General features: G+C 70.7%; 13 protein-coding genes. 3 read left to right on the top strand and 10 right to left on the bottom strand.

Going from position 1 to position 16,118, the window contains the following annotated elements; translation table 11 throughout:
* Nucleotides 1–6: 6 nt before the first annotated feature.
* From HED23_RS19670 to epsC, 5 genes are all read right to left on the bottom strand, one after another.
* Nucleotides 7–840 carry a cupin domain-containing protein gene (locus tag HED23_RS19670; RefSeq protein ID WP_203184715.1) on the bottom strand — a complete coding sequence of 278 codons (834 nt, stop codon included), beginning with the start codon at nt 838–840 and terminating at the stop codon, nt 7–9.
* Between the two features lie 328 nt (nt 841–1,168).
* Nucleotides 1,169–2,119 (bottom strand): DMT family transporter, encoded by a 951-nt coding sequence (locus tag HED23_RS19665; RefSeq protein ID WP_203184714.1) that lies wholly within the window; start codon nt 2,117–2,119, stop codon nt 1,169–1,171.
* 84 nt (nt 2,120–2,203) lie between these two features.
* The gene (locus tag HED23_RS19660) at nt 2,204–2,803 is read right to left on the bottom strand and encodes a cupin domain-containing protein (protein ID WP_238442044.1); all 600 of its coding nucleotides are present in this window, start codon (nt 2,801–2,803) and stop codon (nt 2,204–2,206) included.
* A gap of 2 nt (nt 2,804–2,805) precedes the next feature.
* Nucleotides 2,806–3,789: a PLP-dependent cysteine synthase family protein gene (locus tag HED23_RS19655; protein WP_238442043.1), complete on the bottom strand. Its 984-nt coding sequence runs from the start codon at nt 3,787–3,789 to the stop codon at nt 2,806–2,808.
* A gap of 46 nt (nt 3,790–3,835) precedes the next feature.
* Complete coding sequence (gene epsC, locus HED23_RS19650) at nt 3,836–4,555, bottom strand: serine O-acetyltransferase EpsC (RefSeq protein ID WP_203184712.1); 720 nt, start codon at nt 4,553–4,555, stop codon at nt 3,836–3,838.
* A gap of 271 nt (nt 4,556–4,826) precedes the next feature.
* On the opposite strand from epsC, the gene HED23_RS19645 reads away from it, so the two are divergent.
* Both HED23_RS19645 and HED23_RS19640 read left to right on the top strand, forming a co-directional pair.
* Nucleotides 4,827–5,066 carry a tautomerase family protein gene (locus HED23_RS19645; RefSeq protein WP_203184711.1) on the top strand — a complete coding sequence of 80 codons (240 nt, stop codon included), beginning with the start codon at nt 4,827–4,829 and terminating at the stop codon, nt 5,064–5,066.
* Entirely contained in the window at nt 5,063–6,046 is a 984-nt protein-coding gene (locus HED23_RS19640; RefSeq protein ID WP_203184710.1) for a hypothetical protein, read from the top strand. Before HED23_RS19645 ends, HED23_RS19640 begins: the two co-directional genes overlap by 4 nt.
* Before the next feature lie 235 nt (nt 6,047–6,281).
* Here the strand turns inward: HED23_RS19640 and HED23_RS35720 are convergent, their stop codons facing one another.
* The 3 genes from HED23_RS35720 to HED23_RS19630 form a co-directional block, all read right to left on the bottom strand.
* Nucleotides 6,282–6,407 carry a hypothetical protein gene (locus HED23_RS35720; RefSeq protein ID WP_274383036.1) on the bottom strand — a complete coding sequence of 42 codons (126 nt, stop codon included), beginning with the start codon at nt 6,405–6,407 and terminating at the stop codon, nt 6,282–6,284.
* Nucleotides 6,408–6,910: 503 nt separating this feature from the next.
* Nucleotides 6,911–9,967, bottom strand: a complete 3,057-nt coding sequence (locus HED23_RS19635) for an AfsR/SARP family transcriptional regulator (RefSeq protein WP_203184709.1) — start codon at nt 9,965–9,967, stop codon at nt 6,911–6,913.
* 293 nt (nt 9,968–10,260) lie between these two features.
* Nucleotides 10,261–12,702, bottom strand: coding sequence for a polysaccharide lyase 8 family protein (locus HED23_RS19630; protein ID WP_203184708.1), 2,442 nt, complete (start codon nt 12,700–12,702; stop codon nt 10,261–10,263).
* A 557-nt stretch (nt 12,703–13,259) separates the two neighbouring features.
* Between HED23_RS19630 and HED23_RS19625 the strand changes: the two genes are divergently transcribed.
* Nucleotides 13,260–14,000, top strand: coding sequence for a heparin lyase I family protein (locus HED23_RS19625; RefSeq protein WP_203184707.1), 741 nt, complete (start codon nt 13,260–13,262; stop codon nt 13,998–14,000).
* 160 nt (nt 14,001–14,160) lie between these two features.
* On the opposite strand, the gene HED23_RS19620 is transcribed toward HED23_RS19625, so the two are convergent.
* Complete coding sequence (locus HED23_RS19620) at nt 14,161–15,141, bottom strand: hydroxyacid dehydrogenase (protein WP_203187561.1); 981 nt, start codon at nt 15,139–15,141, stop codon at nt 14,161–14,163.
* A 47-nt stretch (nt 15,142–15,188) separates the two neighbouring features.
* Nucleotides 15,189–16,118 carry a carbohydrate ABC transporter permease gene (locus HED23_RS19615; protein ID WP_203184706.1) on the bottom strand — a complete coding sequence of 310 codons (930 nt, stop codon included), beginning with the start codon at nt 16,116–16,118 and terminating at the stop codon, nt 15,189–15,191.

Below are 16,118 nucleotides of genomic sequence, written 5' to 3'. Positions count from 1 at the left end.
CTCAGATCACCTGACGTCGGAGGAGAGACCGGCGGCGGAGTAGAGCGCCGGGTCGTACGGGCTTGGGCCGCCGCAGGTCACGAAGCGCCGGGCGTCGGGACCGGTGTGCGGGTTGCGGGCGCCGTGCAGGACTCCGGGGGCGGCGTACAGGACGTCGCCGGCGGAGACATCGATCCAGCGGTCGCGCAGATACATCTGGCCGATGCCCTCGAAGGCGATGAACGCCTCGTCGCTGTCGGGGTGCAGATGGACGTTGAAGGTCTGTCCGGGCTGCTGGATACCGCAGTGCAGGCAGAGCTGGCTGCTGCCGTTGCCCGGCCAGAAGACGAAGTTCATGGTGGCGCGGTCGGCGTCGGGGGCCATCTGGCCGGTGCCGCCGAAGCCGCGCAGCTGGGTGGTCTCGTCCCAGAGGCTGGAGAAGGGCTCGGGATCGGTGCCGGTGCGGCGTCCGGCGGCCAGCGGGGTGCGCCAGACGTAGACGGTCAGGCCCGCACCGTCGGCGGTGAGGCTCAGGTACCGCCCGGTGGGCGCGTACACGGCGTCGCCCCGGCCGACCCGGTGGGTGCGGGAGCCGACCGTCGCCGTGCCCACACCGCTGAAGACGACGGCGGTGTTCTCCTCCTCAAGGCTCGCCTCGGGGCTGAAGGACTCGCCCGCCGCGACGCGCACGACATGCAGGGTGACGTGGGTGGCGCCCGCGGCCGGGCTCACGGGGGTGGCGAGCGTGGTCCGCCCTTCGGGCCGGCCGGGCAGGGGGCCGAAGTCGAAGTCGTCGGAAGAGATGATGCGGGCGTCCCCGAGCGGGGTCGCGGTGAGGGTTCCCGAGGTGGATGCGTGCATGTGCGATGTGCTCCTTGAGGGTGGGGGAGGGAGCGATGAGGGATCCGGTGCTTCCCCTCGTCCTGTGATCTCAGAGTCGCCCCGGCCGATCCCGCCGCACTCCCGCTCCGCTACCCGCACCCAGGACATGAGCGGGAAGCGGAACGGATCACCCACATTTCGTTCCGCGCGATCCGGGCAGCCCGTTCCATGAGCGTCGACGCCTGCGCGACGCAACGAGCCGGGGCCGGCGCAGGCACCCGCAAAGGGTGTCCGCGCCGGCCCCGGCTCGGTGTGGTGCGTTGTGCGGCAGGAGATGCGTTGTACGGCGGGAGATGCGGGCAGGGGTTTACGGCGAGACCTTCTGTGGGGCGCGGGCAGGTGCGACCGGGGCCGGAGGTGCTGCCTCCGCGCGCTTGGGGCGGACGGAGATACGGCCCTCCGCGAGGGCGAGCGCCGCGATGACGACGACACCGCCCACCGGTACGTTCCAGGTCAGCGGCTCCCCGAGGGCCAGCACACCGACGACCACGGAGAACACCGGCACGAGGTAGTTCACGCCGGACGCCGTCGTCGGTCCGGCGTCCGCGATCAGCCGGTTCAGCAGGGCGAACGCGATGCCGGTGGAGGCGGCACCGAGCACCAGCAGCGCGAGCAGCGGTTTGGCGGTGAGGTCGCCGTGCAGTGTCCAGCCGGTCATGAAGGTGGTGACCACCACGGTGATGACCGCGGCGGCGCCGAGCTGGGCGGCCGTCACGGAGAGGGCCGGCAGCTTGTGGGGGCCGATGAAGCGACGTACGTACACGAAGCTGACGGCATAGCTCGCCGCCGCGCCGACACACGCGAGCTGACCGCCGAGCGTGCCGAACCCGTCGGTGTTCCACGGCCCGACGACCACGATCAGTCCGATGAACCCGCCGATCAGACCGGCCACCTTGCGGGTCGTCGGCCTTTCCTCGGAGAGCGCGAGGGCGGCGACGCCCATCGTGATGAGCGGGGTCGCGCCCTGGATGACGCCGGCGGTGGTCGCGGTGGTGTGCTGCTCCCCGATGGCGAAGAGGGTGAAGGGGATGACGTTACCGAAGACGGAGGCGACGGCGATGTGTCCCCAGAGCTTGCGGGAGGGCAGGGTCAGCCGTTTCAGGGCGAGGATACCGAGGACGACCAGGGCGCCGACGATCAGGCGGCCGGAGGCGAGCTGAAGGGGTGCGAAGGCCTCCAGCGACATCTTGATGAAGGCGAAGCTGCAGCCCCACAGGGCTGCCAGCAGGCCGAAACGGCCCCAGTTGGTCAGATTCATGGCGTGTTCTCCTCGGGAGGGGTGCGAGGGTGCGGGGGTTCGAGAGGTTCGGGGGAGGTGAGCGGGGCCGAAGACGCCCGGGTGTCAGTGGCGGGCGTGCCGGTCCCGGTGTGAGTGTCTGGCTCCGTGCCCGTGGTGGTGCCCGTGTGAGTCTCCGTGCGTGTTTCCGTGCGACTGCGATGGGTGCGACTGCGACTGTGGGTGTGGGTGGTCGTGATCCGTGTCCGGGGCGTCGACCTCGAACTGGTCGTACTTCTCCATCAGGGCGACCATCTCCGCGCGGGACGGGCGGTTGCCGTCGGCGAGCAGAGCGGCCAGGCCTTCGAAGTAGCCCTCGCGGTGCTCCGCCGGAGTGAAGATGATCAGCATCTCGACGAGCGAGTCGCTCTCGTTCCGGAAGCCGTGCACGGCGTTCTCCGGCACGTGCAGGAAGTCCCCGGCCCTGGCGGTGCGCCAGCCGGTGCCGTCGTGCAGCCGTACTTCGCCCGTCAGCACGTAGAAGGACTCGGAGATCTTGGAGTGGAAGTGCGGGTCCGCACCGCCGGCACCCGGCAGCATCGAGTGGTGGAAGAGTCCGAAGCGGCCGTCGGTGGTCTCCGCGAGGGCTATGAAGCGCGTGGTCGTGGCCACTCCGATCTCGGCCTTCACCGCATCGGCGTACGCCCGGAACATGGCGTGGCTCATCCTCAGGCCTCCCACATGCTCAGATAGCGCTCGCCGGTGTCGGGCAGCAGCGTCACCACGACCCGATCGCTGAACTCGGGTCGCCGGGCGACGATCTCGGCCGCGAAGGTGGCCGCTCCGGACGAGACACCGGCGAACAGGCCCTGGCCGCGCGCGAGCCGGCGAGCGGTGTGAAGAGCGGCCTCGTCGGAGACGGTCAGCACCTCGTCGATGAGCGTGACGTCGGTGGTGTCGGCGACGAAGCCGCCGTTGAGGCCCGGGATGCGGTGCTGGCCCGCGTATCCCTGCGAGAGGATCGGCGACTTCTCCGGCTCGACGGCCATCACCCGCACGTCCGGGTCCTGTTCCTTGAGGTGGCGGGCCACTCCCGTCAGGGTGCCGCCGGTGCCGACCGCGCACACGAAGGCGGCTATCCGGCGCCCCGTGGCGGCGACGGCGGAGTGGATCTCGGGGCCCGTGGTCTCGTAGTGGGCCCGCACGTTGTCCTGGTTCTCGTGCTGGCAGGGGAACCAGGAGGAGGGAGTGGCCGCGTGCAGCCGCTCCGCCTCGGCGATCGCGCCCGGGTAGCCGAGTGCGCTCGGCGTCTGGACGATCTCCGCCCCGAAGGCGCGCAGCAGCTTGACCCGTTCGGTGGTGGCGTTGTCCGGGAGCACGATCACACAGCGATAGCCGCGGGACGCGGAGAAGGCGGCCAGCGAGATGCCGGTGTTGCCGGAAGTGGCCTCGATGACGGTGCCGCCGGGCAGGAGATCGCCGCGGTCCTCGGCGGCGCGCAGCATGTAGAGGGCGGCGCGGTCCTTGCTGGAGGACATGGGGTTCGCGGACTCCAGCTTCGCCAGCACGCGGGCGCCGGGGGCCAGGTCCCGCAGACGCAGTTCCAGCAGTGGGGTGGAGCCGACGAGGTCCTCGACGCGCGAGGCGACCGCGGGGCGGAAGGGGGCGATGTGGGCCAGGGGGGCCTGTGCGGTGGTCGTCACGGTTCTCATCTCTCGCAATCGGGGGAGTCGGGGGGAGACACGGAGGCCCGGGGAGTCACCAGGAGCCCGCAGAGGCGATGACGGTGAAGACGTCCTCCATCAACTCCGGCCGCCGGCCGGGCTCCTTGATGACAGCGGTGGGCGCGAGCACCCTGGCACCGCCGGGGACGTCCTTGTTGACGAGGGCCTGCGCGCCGATGACCGCGCGGTCGCCGACGGTCACCGGGCCCAGGACGGTGGAGTTGGCACCGAGGACGACGCCGCTGCCGACGACGGGATGCCGGCGGTCGCCCTCGGGCCGCTTGTTGTCGCTCCACCAGCCGACGGCGCCCAGGGTGACCTGGTGGTACATCGTCACGTCGTCCCCGACGACGGCGGTCTCGCCGATCACCACCCCGGCGCCGTGGTCGATGAAGACCCGGCGGCCCAGCACCGCGCCCGGATGGATCTCGACGGCCGTCACCCGGCGCGCCCAGCGGGCGAGCAGCCGGGCAGGGATGCGCAGACCGCGACCGTGCATACGGTGTGCGACCCGGTGCGCCCACAGCGCTGTCAGTGCGGGGTGGAGTACCGCCTCCTTCGCACCCCGTACGGACGGGTCGCGTGCGACGACGACGTGGAGATCCTCACGAAGCGCGTGCAGGAGACGGGGAGTGGGGGAGGCGGGGCTGGCGGCGGGGGCGCCCGTCGTCGCGGGGCCGCCGGTGGGGGCGGTGCCGGACGCGGGGCCGGAGGCCGGGGTCGGCTCCGGTTTCGTCGGACTGAGCAAGCTCATCGTGGCTCCAGTGGCGTGGCGGGCCTCTTGACTGGAACAGAGCGTGCCGGGCCTCCTTCCCGCCGGGGTCCCGGCCCGTTCCCGCTCGGTGGTCCCCTCGACGGTGTCGGCGGAACGAGAGGGGAACGTGGCGGGAAACAGACAGGAACGGCCGCCCCCACACTCGCCTGAGCACCACCCCGCCGCACCCCGGCTCTCCGGTGCGCCGGCTCGCCGGTGTGCCTGCCGCACCGCGCATCGCCCCGAAGGACTTCGAGCAGAGGAGCTCCCCGTGCCCGTGATTTCCGTCGACTGGTGGAAAGGGAACGACCGTGACCGACGACAGGAGCTGGTCACCGAACTGACTGCCTGTGTGTCCCGCATCGCGGGATGTCCCGAGGAGGCCGTCACCGTCATCGTGAGGGACGTGGAACCAAGTCACTGGGGGAAGGGCGGTGTGCTCGCCGACGTACTCCAGGCCGGTTCCGCCGCAGGCGCACCCGCGACGCAGGACACCGGGGGACAGCCATGACGTCGCACGCCGGACCCGGTGGCCCGGATCCCCGTCCGATCCTTCTGGTCTCCCCGCCACCGCGGCTGGTGGCGGAGGCGTCGGAGGCCGGCTTCCTGGTCGTCACCGTCACCGACACGACCGGCTTCCCGGACGACGACGCGCTCCGCGAGCACCTCGTGCGGACCGCCCGCACGCACCGGGTGAGCAAACTGATCGCCTGCGGTGAGGCGAGTGCCCTGCCCGCCGTGCTGGAGACGGCCGAACAACTCGGGCTGTCCCCGAACCCCGCCGACGCGGCACGACTGCTCGCCGACCCGTCACAGATCCGGGGGCTGCTGACCCGCAGCGGCCCCCAGTGGGAAGCGGTCGCGCTGCCCACCGGGACGGGGGAGGGACCGCCGGCGTACGACATCGAGTACGGCGTCGAGACGCTGACAGCCGAAGGGATGCACAGGGTCACCGGTATCGTCGAACTGCGCTTCCCAGGACCCGGCGAGGCTTCGGCAGAGCCTGGGCAGCCTGCCGGTGATGCCGGCAAGGCTCAGGGGGGCGCCGGCGCTCCCCTCCACACCTTTCCCGCTCCACTCACCCGGCAGGAAGAGGCGGAGATCCGGGCCCTTGCCACGGGGCTGCTCGACCTCGCCGGGTACGAATTCGGGTACGCCTTCACCCGCATCGCGCACACCGCACTCGGGCCGCGCATCATCAACTCCCGAACACAGCAAGCCGCGTGGCCGGATTCCCGGTTGATCGAAGTGACCACAGGGCTGGTGGCGGAGCGGGAACTGGTGCGCGCGTTGTCGGGGAAGCCGATCGAGGCGCCGGTGCTGGTCGGATGCGCCGCAGCCGTCCCACTGCCGGGCCCGCACGAGGCGCCGGAGGGCATCACGGCGCTCGCGGGCGTGCGTGAGGTGCGGGACGGGCACGTCCTGCTCACCGCCCTCACTCCTGACGAACTCGCCGTCCAGGCGGCTGCCGTCCTCGGCCATCTGGCCTGACACTGCCCCACCCACCCCGCGAAGGCCCGCCGAGCGACCCCGGCGGGCCCTTCGCGCGCCCGCGCTCCGGGTGCCCTCCCGGCGTCTTCCCGCGTCTGCGGTGAGCGTTTCCCGCTCCGTTCCCGCCGGACGGGGAAGGGCGGTAGCGGAAGCGGAACGGGCCGGGAGCGGGTCCCGCGAATGTCGTTCCTGTCAGCAGGAAAGACCAGGCAGGACCACTCCAGAAGGCGGGAAATCAGATGCGGAACACGGTGTTCACGATGGCGGGAATCGTCACGGCGGCCGTCCTCACGCTGGGGGCGGGCAGCACCGCCGCCCTGGCAGCCACGACGGACCGTACCGCGTACGCCTCGGTGGCCACCGCGCACCTGGTGCCGTACGAGGGGGAGGGACCGAATTACGCTCCGGCGTCTGGTGAGGGTCCGAACTACGCTCCCGCTTCCGGTGAGGGTCCGAACGTTGCGCCGATGTCTGGTGAGGGTCCGAATGTTGCGCCGATGTCCGGTGAGGGTCCGAACGTCGCTCCGGCGTCTGGTGAGGGTCCGAACGTTGCGCCGACGTCCGGTGAGGGTCCGAACGTTGCGCCGATGTCTGGTGAGGGTCCGAACGTTGCGCCGACGTCCGGTGAGGGTCCGAACGTTGCGCCGACGTCCGGTGAGGGTCCCAACGCCACTCCGACCTCCGGCGAGGGGCCCAACATCGCGGCCTGACCTCGGGTTCTGCGCATCGCCCACTTCGTGCCCGGCACCCCCTCAAGCAGACGCCCTGCTCCTCACCACGGGAGCGGGGCATTCGCTGTTCCCGCGTCGACGAGCGGCTTGCGGAGATCCGTGGTGTGCGAACCCGCCCACGGGAGCCGGGTGTTCAGTCCGTTCCCCCTGCGGGGATCCCCATCGCGTCGAACGCCCCGTCCGCCCTTGCCAGATGCGCCCCGGCCGCTTCGTGTTCGCCGAGATGTTGCAGGGCCCGGGCCATGCCCGCCAGCGCGCGCGCCTCCTCGACGCGGTAGCCGACGCCGGACGCAGCCTGATGGGCCTGCTGGTGGAGTTCGAGGGCGAGGACGTACCGGCCCCCGCGGGTGTGCAGCCGGCCGACGATGTTGCCGACGGCGGCCTCGCGCATCGGCGCGCCGCTCAGCTCGCAGAGCCGGAGTGCCGACTCCGCCCACTCGGTGGCCTGCGCGGACTCACCCAGCCGCTCGGCGGTGTCGGCGGACAGAGCGAGCAGCAGGGACATGTCGGCGGGCGACATGATGTCCACGGCCAGCTTGCGGGCCCGGCGCAGCAGGTCGGCGGCCTCGTCCACCGCGCCCAGGCCGAGTCGGGCGACCGCCAGATCGGTGAGGCTCTCGACCTCCTTGTCGACCGCCCCGATGCTGCGGGAGAGGGTCACGGCGCGTGCGGCGGCCTCCACGGCTTCGGGGAAGCGGCCCCATTCGGCGTACAGATTGCTGAGGTTGGTGAGGGACTCGGCCTCGGCGCGCTCTGCGCCGAGCTCCCGCTTGATCGCGATCGACTGCTCCAGACGGGGGAGTGCCTCGTCGTACCGTCCCAGCGCGCTGAGCAGGAGACCGAGTACGCCGGTGTCCTTGGCCTCGCCGCGCCGGTCGGCGAGGCTGACGGCAAGGGCGAACGCCTCCTCCGACATCTTGATGCCCTCCTCGAAGCGGCCCAGCTTCCAGCAGGCGACGGCCAGGTTGGACAGGCTCAGCCGCAACAGCGCCGGATCACCGAGCCGGCGGGACGCGGCGACGGCGGTGCGGCACAGCTCCCGGAACTCCTCCAGGCGTCCGCGCAGGTCGAGCGGGAAGACAACGTTGGCGGCGAGCAGCCCGACATGGCTGTCCAGCTCCCAGCGGTACGCGAGGGACACGGCGGCCAGCAGCGAGTCCTGTTCGCGCTCCAGCCAGTCCCGGGCCTGCTCGGCGGTGTTCAGCGGCGGGAGCTCGGCGCCGGACCGGTGCTCCGGACCGCGGAGCCGGGCCCGTCCGGGGAAGAGCAGGTCGCAGGCAGCGTCTGTGGCGCTCAGCGCGAAGTCGAGGAGACGGCGTACCGCGCGAGCCGCCTCCTCGTCGCCCGTACCCCCGTCACCGGATTCCTGCGCGGGGCGGCCGCTGCCGCGCGAGAGGTTCTGGGCGAAGCTGCGGACCAGGTCGTGGAAGGCGTACCGGCCGGTCTCGTGCTGTTGCAGCAGGTGCATGTCGAGGAGGTACTCCAGGACGTCCTCCGCGTCCCGCGCCCGTTTGTCGAGCAGGGCACCGGCTGCGTACACCTCGATCTCGGCCCCCGGGTGCTGGCCCAGCAGCCGGAACGCCTCGCGCGTCTCGGCCGACAGGCCCTCGTACGAGAGCCGCAGGGTCACCTCGACACTGCGCTCGCCCGAGTTGAGCTCGGCGAGCCGGTGGGCGTCGTCGCGGAGCCGGTCGACCAGGTAGCGAACGGTCCAGCGGGGACGCTTGCGCAACCGGGCGGCGGCGATACGGAGGGCGAGTGGCAGATGCCCGCAGAGCTCCGCGAGCTGTGCCACGGCCTCGCGCTCGGCGCGGGCACGCGCGCTGCCGAGTACGCCCTCGACGAGAGCGACGCTGTCGTGCGGGGGCATGACACCGAGGGAGACGGTGTGGGCGGCGTCCAGGTCCACGAGCAGGGAGCGGCTGGTGACGAGGACGAGGGTCTGGGTCGGGGATGCGAGGAGTGGCCTGACCTGCGACTCGTCGACGGCGTTGTCGAGCAGCAGGATCATCCGGCGAGAGCTCATGGTGCGCCGCCACAGCGCGATGCGGCCCTCCGCGTCGTCGGGGATGCGTTCGCCGTGCGCGCCGAGCATGCGCAGCAGGGCCTCGGCGGCCGCACCGGCGCTGAGCGGCTGCTCGCTGGGTGTGAACCCTCGCAGGTCGATGTGGAGTTGGGCATCGGGGTAGCGGTCGGCGAGCTGATGGGCGGCGCGCACGGCGAGGGAGGTCTTGCCGCTGCCGCCCATGCCGTCGATGGCGACGATGAGCGGTCCGGTACCGGCCGCGCCCTCCACGAAGTCGAGCAGCTGACGGACCTCCTCCTCGCGGCCGGTGAAGTCGCGCAGGTCGTAGGGGAGGGTGGAGGGTGTGCCCTCCGGGGTGAACGGAGTGACGACGGGCCCGGTGGGCTGGGGCGGGGCGGCGAGCTCCGGGCTGTTGCGCAGAATGGCTTGGTGCAGGTCGGACAGTGCGTCGCCGGGGCCGATGCCGAGTTCGTCCACCAGGAACTCGCGGACCTTGGCGAACTCCTCCAGTGCCTCGGCCTGCCGGCCGGACCGGAAGAGGGCGAGCATCAGCTGTCCGCGCAGAGTCTCGCGGAGGGGATTCGCCTCGATGAACTCACGTAATTCGCCGATGAGTTCCCCGGTCTCTCCGGCGGCGAGACGGAGATCGAAGAGCTGCTCGACCGCGGTCAGCCGACGCTCTTCCAGGGCCGCGGAAGCGGCGGAGAGGATGGAGCCGCCGCTGCCGGACAGCAGAGGGCCGCGCCACAGGTCGAGGGCCTCGCGCAGCGCCGTGGCGGCGTATGCGCTCTGACCTGCGGCGGTCGCCTCCCTGGCTTGTTTCAGTCCCTCGGTGAACCGGCTGAGGTCCACCTGCTCGGGCGTGGTCAGCGCCCGGTATCCCGGTCCCTCGGTGACGATCAGGTTCCGCCCGTCGGGGATGCGCTGCCGCAACTCGGCGACGGCCTTGCGTACCTGGTGGGCGGCGGTCGCGGGTGCGTTCTCGTCCCAGACGGCTTCCACCAGACGGAACACGGGGAGTACGCGTTGGGGCTCCAGCAGCAGGGTGACCAGTACTCTTTCGTGCACGGGGCCGCCCACCCGGATGCGTTCCGGTCCGTCCCAGCATTCGAACGAACCCAGAATCCTGAATCGGACCCCGCGCACCCCTATGTCGTCGCCCATGAAACGCGTCCCTCCAGCAGGCCCCTGAGCAGCTGCTGCTGCCCCCACGATCACCGACGTCCCCCGCCTGCCGGCCCGAATGCGCCATCACATCAGGGCACTTTGGTGGGCGGCAAGACGGCCCCACGTGCTGTGGCTTCAAATTCTCCCCATTGCAAAGAAATTGATACGCCATCAGTACATAGCCGACACCGGGTGATCTCGGCGACGGAGTGGGCCGGGGGAGGCCGGCGTACAGTGTGGGCATCCAACTGCTCGGAGGCGTGCGTTCGGGTGCCCGGTCAGCGATGCGGTCAGGCGGTTCGTACCCGTACGGTCTGGGTGACACCGCCGGTGGTGCTCAGGTCACCGAACCGCAGGCTCAGCGTGGAGCCCGTGCTGGCCTCGATAAGCGTGCCGGGCCGGGTCAGTACGGACTGAACCGGACGCCTCCATGTGAGGGTGAGGCCCTTGACCGTGCGCCCGGGGTCCGCGACACAGACCACCGCCGTTCCATCGCGCTTCTCGCGGATCTGTACGCTGACCGGCGCGTCGGCCGTCACGCGGCCCACGGTGCCCGCCTCGAAGAAGTTGACCCCCGTGAAGCCGGACGATGGCACCCGGACACCCTGCTGGGCACCGGAGTTGGCGAGGGTCTCCAGCCAGCGGGGGGCGGCCGCCCGTGCGGCCGTGCGGGCCCGGCTCGCTCCTGGCATCACGATGTAGGCGTAGCCGGCGTCCGTCGGGTCCTCGCCGTGGTCGGCGAGCAGGGTGACGTAGCGGCGGGTGACAGGGTCGGCGGAGCCACCGCCGTTGATGGCCTTCCAGGTGCCTGTGCGCTCCTCGCGCAGTCCCATGAGCGTCGTCCCGCCTGGGAAGACATAGCCGGCATGTCCTGCCAGGTGCGCCCACCGGACCCGGTTCCGCGTCCCGGACCAGGAGCCGCCCGGCTGGGGGCGGCCGTCGACCGTGAGCACGGCCGTCCCGTCGGCACCCAGACTGCGGTTGTCGACGACGGTCTCGACCCTGCCGCCGTCGGCACCGGTGATCCCGGCCCCGAGGCACACCACACAGTCGCCCAGGAAGAACCAGGACTTCTTGGCCTCCAGAGTCGAGGAGAGCCCCTTCAGATGCTGCCCGAGAGCGGCACAGGTACCGTCCGTCGCCCCGCCGGCCCACACGACGTCGGGCCTCGCCGCACCCCAGATACCGCCCTCTCCGTCCGCGAGCGGTTTGGCGGAGACGGTGGTGCCCGGCAGACGGTAGGGGTCGACGGTCGGCCAGTACCCGTCGCTGTACTGGCCCTCGCCCTCCGGCCCCCACCAGTAGAGCATCCCCGAACCGGTGTGCCAGGCCCGCAGGTTCTCGCCGTTCCCGTTCTCGTAGTACGTGATCCGGCGGGAGGCCATCGAGACGGAGGCCGTGAAGTCCCTGGTCCGGTGCACCGCGCGGTCCATGCCGGGGAACACCCTGTGGCCGTTCTCCTCCGGGGCGGGGCGGACCGAGGAGTCGGCGAGCAGTGCCATGACCCGGGACAGTGGTGCCACACCGAGCGTGCGTCCGGTGGCGACGTCGCTGTACCGGTCCCGGGTGAACCAGCCCTTGGCCATCGCGCGCCATCGGGTGTTCTCCCCGGCGCTTGCGCCCTGCCCCAGGAGCAGGATCGACGCGATGACGGCATGGCCGCGCAGATGGTCGTTCTGCTGGACCTTCGACAGGTCCCCGGCCACCAGACCCCGGCTGATCGCCCGGCCCGAGACGCCGTCCATCATGAGCCCGTCGTGGAGGAAGGGTGCGTAGGCGTGCTCCACGGCATCGAGGAAGATCTGCCGCTGAGGGTCGGTGATGGCCCAGGCCGAGTCGCCGAGCAGCGCGAACAGCTTGCTCAAGCCGTCGATGAGTACAGCGCCGTACGAGCCCGTGTACGGCACCCAGGTGTGCTGCACCAGTGAGCCGTCGGCGTAGAGGCCGTCGCCTGAGGTGACGTACGGAAAGACCGGTGAGATGGCGTCCCTGGCGAGGGCCACCTTGGCGGCCGTGCCGTCGAGGGCGCCACGCAGAGCCAGCACCCGGCAGAGATCGATGCGGTTGGCACCGGTGCTGGTGCCGGTGTAGTGCGCCACGCCGGCGTCGGGCACGAAGTGGTCGACGGCCCTGACAGCTGCCGCCCGGCGCTCGTCGGAGAGGTGGTCGTCGAGTATGACGCAGATGTCCAGGAGGGACTGCGGAGCGCCGATCTGCCAGTTGTACCAATTGCCGTAAGGGGTCTGGGACTCGTTGTAGACCTCGGCGCCGAGGTGGTCGATGCCCGTGAGGACGGCGCTGAGCAGAGCGGGGTCCCCCGTCAGGCCGGTGCCCGGCTGCGCGTAGGCCTCGGCCATCGTCTTCAGCTTGCCGTACGAACTCTGGATCTGCGCGGAGTAGGTGTAGGACTCGGTGTCCTTGTCGGGATCAGGGTCCGCGTAGACGTGCTCCGGCCACAGGGAGCCCTCGGTGGGGGACATCGCGGCCAGGTGCCCGCGCGCCGTAGTCCCCAGTGCGGCCAGCTTGGCCTTGAACGGCTCGGCGGCCGGACTGAAACCCTGGCCGAGCAGCAGACCCCGCCACTTGGCTCGCAGGGCGGAGAACTCATCGGTGAGCGCTGCCACCACGGGCGCGCTCTGTGCCGCGGCAGCGCCCGGGACGGGCAGGGCCAGAGCCAGCGCTCCGGCGCCGGACGCGGCGAGAGCTCCACGGCGTGACCAGAAAGTCGTCATGAGTACTCCGAGATCGAGGGCGGACAGACACCGAGTAGGCGGTTTTTTAGCATGCCCCGATCGAACGAACAATGGTTTGTGCATTATTGATCGATCGAGCATGGAGTGGAAGTTGCCCCGATCTGGTCGCGATTCGGCAGTGGGACACGTTCGACCAGGCCTTTCGTGTCAGCGAGTTTCCATGCGGCGAACTTTCGGCCCGCCGTGCCGTGTGTCGTAATCCGGCGGATGGGTCAGGTTTGATCGACATGGAGCTGTTCGAGTGACCGGTTGACTTCCCGTGTTCCTTTCCTCAGGATTGCGGACCAACGGGCAGCCGCTTGGGCTGAGGAACAACTCCGTTGCATTACGACGGAGTTGTCGGGATCCCGGTCGGCTGCGAAGCCCTCGGAACGGCGTTCCCGCGCCCCTCCTGGACGCCGGCTGACCCCGGCCCCCGAATCGGACTACAGCCCCGCGCGGGCCGATCGCGCCGCCCCGGTGTCGGCCGGCCGTCACCACGGCGCATTCCTGGCCGCTCCCGTAGTCGAAGTCCCGTAGACGAAGAGGACCCCCACATGGCAACCCGCGCACGCAAACGCACACCGTCGGCCCTCGCCGCACTCGCCGCAGCGGTGGCCTGGCCCCTGCTGTCCTCGGCCTCCGCCCAGGCGGCAGGCATCTGGAACGGCGACGCCTCCAAGGGCACCGGCGTCTTCGGGAGCGTGGAGTGCCCCGCCCCCGGCAGCCTGGTCACGGCTGCCAGTGGGACCGCGCACGGCACGATCTTCCGCTACACGAAACCGGGCGGCGACATCCGCTGCGAATCCCGCGGCATCTCCACAGACGGCTCCTCGCGCCACGCGTTCGCCAACGACTCCACCTACTACCTCGGCTGGGAGAGCCAACTCTCCTCCGCGACCGGCGACTTCGTCGTATGGCAGTGGAAGTCCTACCCCAACGCCCAGCAGAACTACCCGCTCATCATGACGGTCAAGGACGGCTCGGCACGGCTCTTCCACGTCACCACCGGCGGGGACTGGAAGCTGCTCTGGTCCAAGCCGGTCGCTGCCGGCGACTGGAACGCGTTCGCCATCGGGGTCCACACGGCCGACTCCGCTTCCGCGGGATGGGTGGAGCTCTACTTCAACGGCACGAAGCAGACCTTCGCCGACAACAGCACACGGTATGCCTGCCGCACCTGGGACAGCGCCAACGAGCCGAAGTGGGGTGTCTACGACCGTGACGACGGCTCCACCACCCTCACCAACCGGATCGACAGCCTGAGGGTGGGCACGTCGTACGCCGACGTCAGCTGAGTCGCGGCACGGCTCACGTGCTCGGGGGCAGAGGCACGTGCGGATACCGCGCCGGGCGCCCGCCGTACGCCCCGGAGTACACCGGTAGGACGAGGGGAGGCGCCGGCCCTGGGACCGCCCACGCGGCGCGTCCCCTCCGCAGGGGTCCGGTGTCACTCCTTCATGCCGTTCGGGCCAGAGCCTCGCCCCGCACCGGGTCGGCGTACGGGAGGCCGTGGCCGTACCGCTCCAGTTCGTCCAGGGCTGCGTGCGCCATACGGGCCAGTTCGTTGCCCAGGGAACCTGCTATGTGCGGTGTCAGGAGGACGTTGGGCAGGTCGTACAACGGCGACGTGGGCGGCAGGACCTCCGGTTCGGTCACGTCGAGCACCGCGTCGAGCCGGCCGGACACCAGCTCCTCGGTCAGCGCCGCGGTGTCGACCAACGAACCACGTGCCGTGTTGATGAGCGTCGCGCCGTCCCGCATCAGCGCCAGTCGGTCACGGCCGAAGAGGTGCCGGGTCTCGGGCAGTTCAGGAGCGTGGATGGTCACCACGTCGCTGGAGCGGACGAGCGTGTCCAGAGGCACCGAGGCCACCCCGAGCCGACTCGCCTCCGCCTCGTCGACGTACGGGTCGTGCAGCAGCACCCGGAGGTCGTGCGGGCGCAGCAGCTCGATGACCCGCCGGCCGATGCGGGACGCCCCGACGACGCCCACCGTGCGGCCGTAGTTGCCGCCTGTTCCGATCACACCGATGGTGCTCACCCGGGCCCGTTCGCGCCGGTAGGCCCGCCGGGCGGCCAGGACCCGTTTCCCGGCGAAGAGGATCGCCGCCACGGTGTACTCCGCCACCGGCAGGGCGTTGGCCCCGGCAGCCGATGCCACGGTCAGCTCCCGCTCCCAGCAGGCGGCGGTGATGTGCTGTTTCACCGAACCGGCGGCGTGCACCACGGTGCGGAGCCGGGGCATTCTCCCCAGGGCCTCCGCGGTGAGCGGAGGGCATCCCCAGCCGGTCAGGAGCGCCTCGGCCTCGGCGAGCGCGGACAGGGCGGCGGGGTCGTCGAAGTCGTCGACCACCACCGAGGGGTCGGCGTCGGCTACCTCGGCGAGCCGGGCGAGGCACTCCTGGTCGAACAGCGCGTCCCTGACCGACGGATCCATGGCGAGGACCGTGCGGGGGCGACGGTACGGGGAAGGGGACGCGGACGTCACTTGACGGCTCCTGCGGTAAGGCCCGAGCGCCAGTAGCGCTGCAGCGCGACGAAGGCGATGGCGAGCGGGACGATGGACACCAGCGACCCGGTGATGACGAACGAGTAGAACTGCGGCTCCTGCGGAAGCGTGGCGTTCCAGTTGAAGAGCCCGAGGCCGACCGGATAGAGCGTCGAGTCGTTGAGCATCACCAGCGGCAGGAAGAAGTTGTTCCAACTGCCGGTGAAGGAGAAGAGGAAGACCGTGACGAAGGCGGGGGAGAGCATGGGCAGGGCGACCGATCGGAAGGTGCGCAGTTCGCTTGCACCGTCGATACGGGCCGCCTCCAGCGTCTCCCCGGGCACGTAACTCTCGGCGAACACCCTTGCCAAGTACACGCCGAAGGGGTTGACCAGGCCCGGGATGAGCACGGACCAGTACGAGTTGACGAGCCCGACCTCGGATGCCATCAGGTACATCGGCAGGGAGATGACGGTGTGGGGGACGAGGATGCCCAGCAGCACCAGGCCGTACAGCTTCTCCTTGCCCCACCAGTCGTACGTGTGGAAGGCGTAACCGGCCAGCAGGGAGATGAAGGTGGAGGCGAGGGCCCCGGCCACCGAGTACAGCAGGCTGTTGGCGAGCCAGCGGGCGAAGATCCCGTCCTGGTACGTGAAGAGACCGGTGAGGTTGGTCAGCAGGTTGAAGTCGGCAGGCTCGAAGCCGGGGCTGGCGAACAGGTCGCCGTTGTCCTTGGTCGCGTTGACCAGCAGCCAGCTCAGCGGCATCAGCGTGTACACGGTGACGACGGCGAGCAGGGTGTTGACGACGGCCTTCGACGACCGGCCCGGCCCGGCGGCCCGCGATCGGCGGGACGGGCCGGAGGGGCCACGGCCCTCCGGGAGCGGGGCCGGTGCCGGGGTGTGAGGGGGCGCGGTGGCGGCCAT

The organism is Streptomyces pratensis, assembly GCF_016804005.1.
Classification (GTDB): domain Bacteria; phylum Actinomycetota; class Actinomycetes; order Streptomycetales; family Streptomycetaceae; genus Streptomyces; species Streptomyces pratensis_A.
This window is presented reverse-complemented; position numbering and strand designations above follow the sequence as displayed.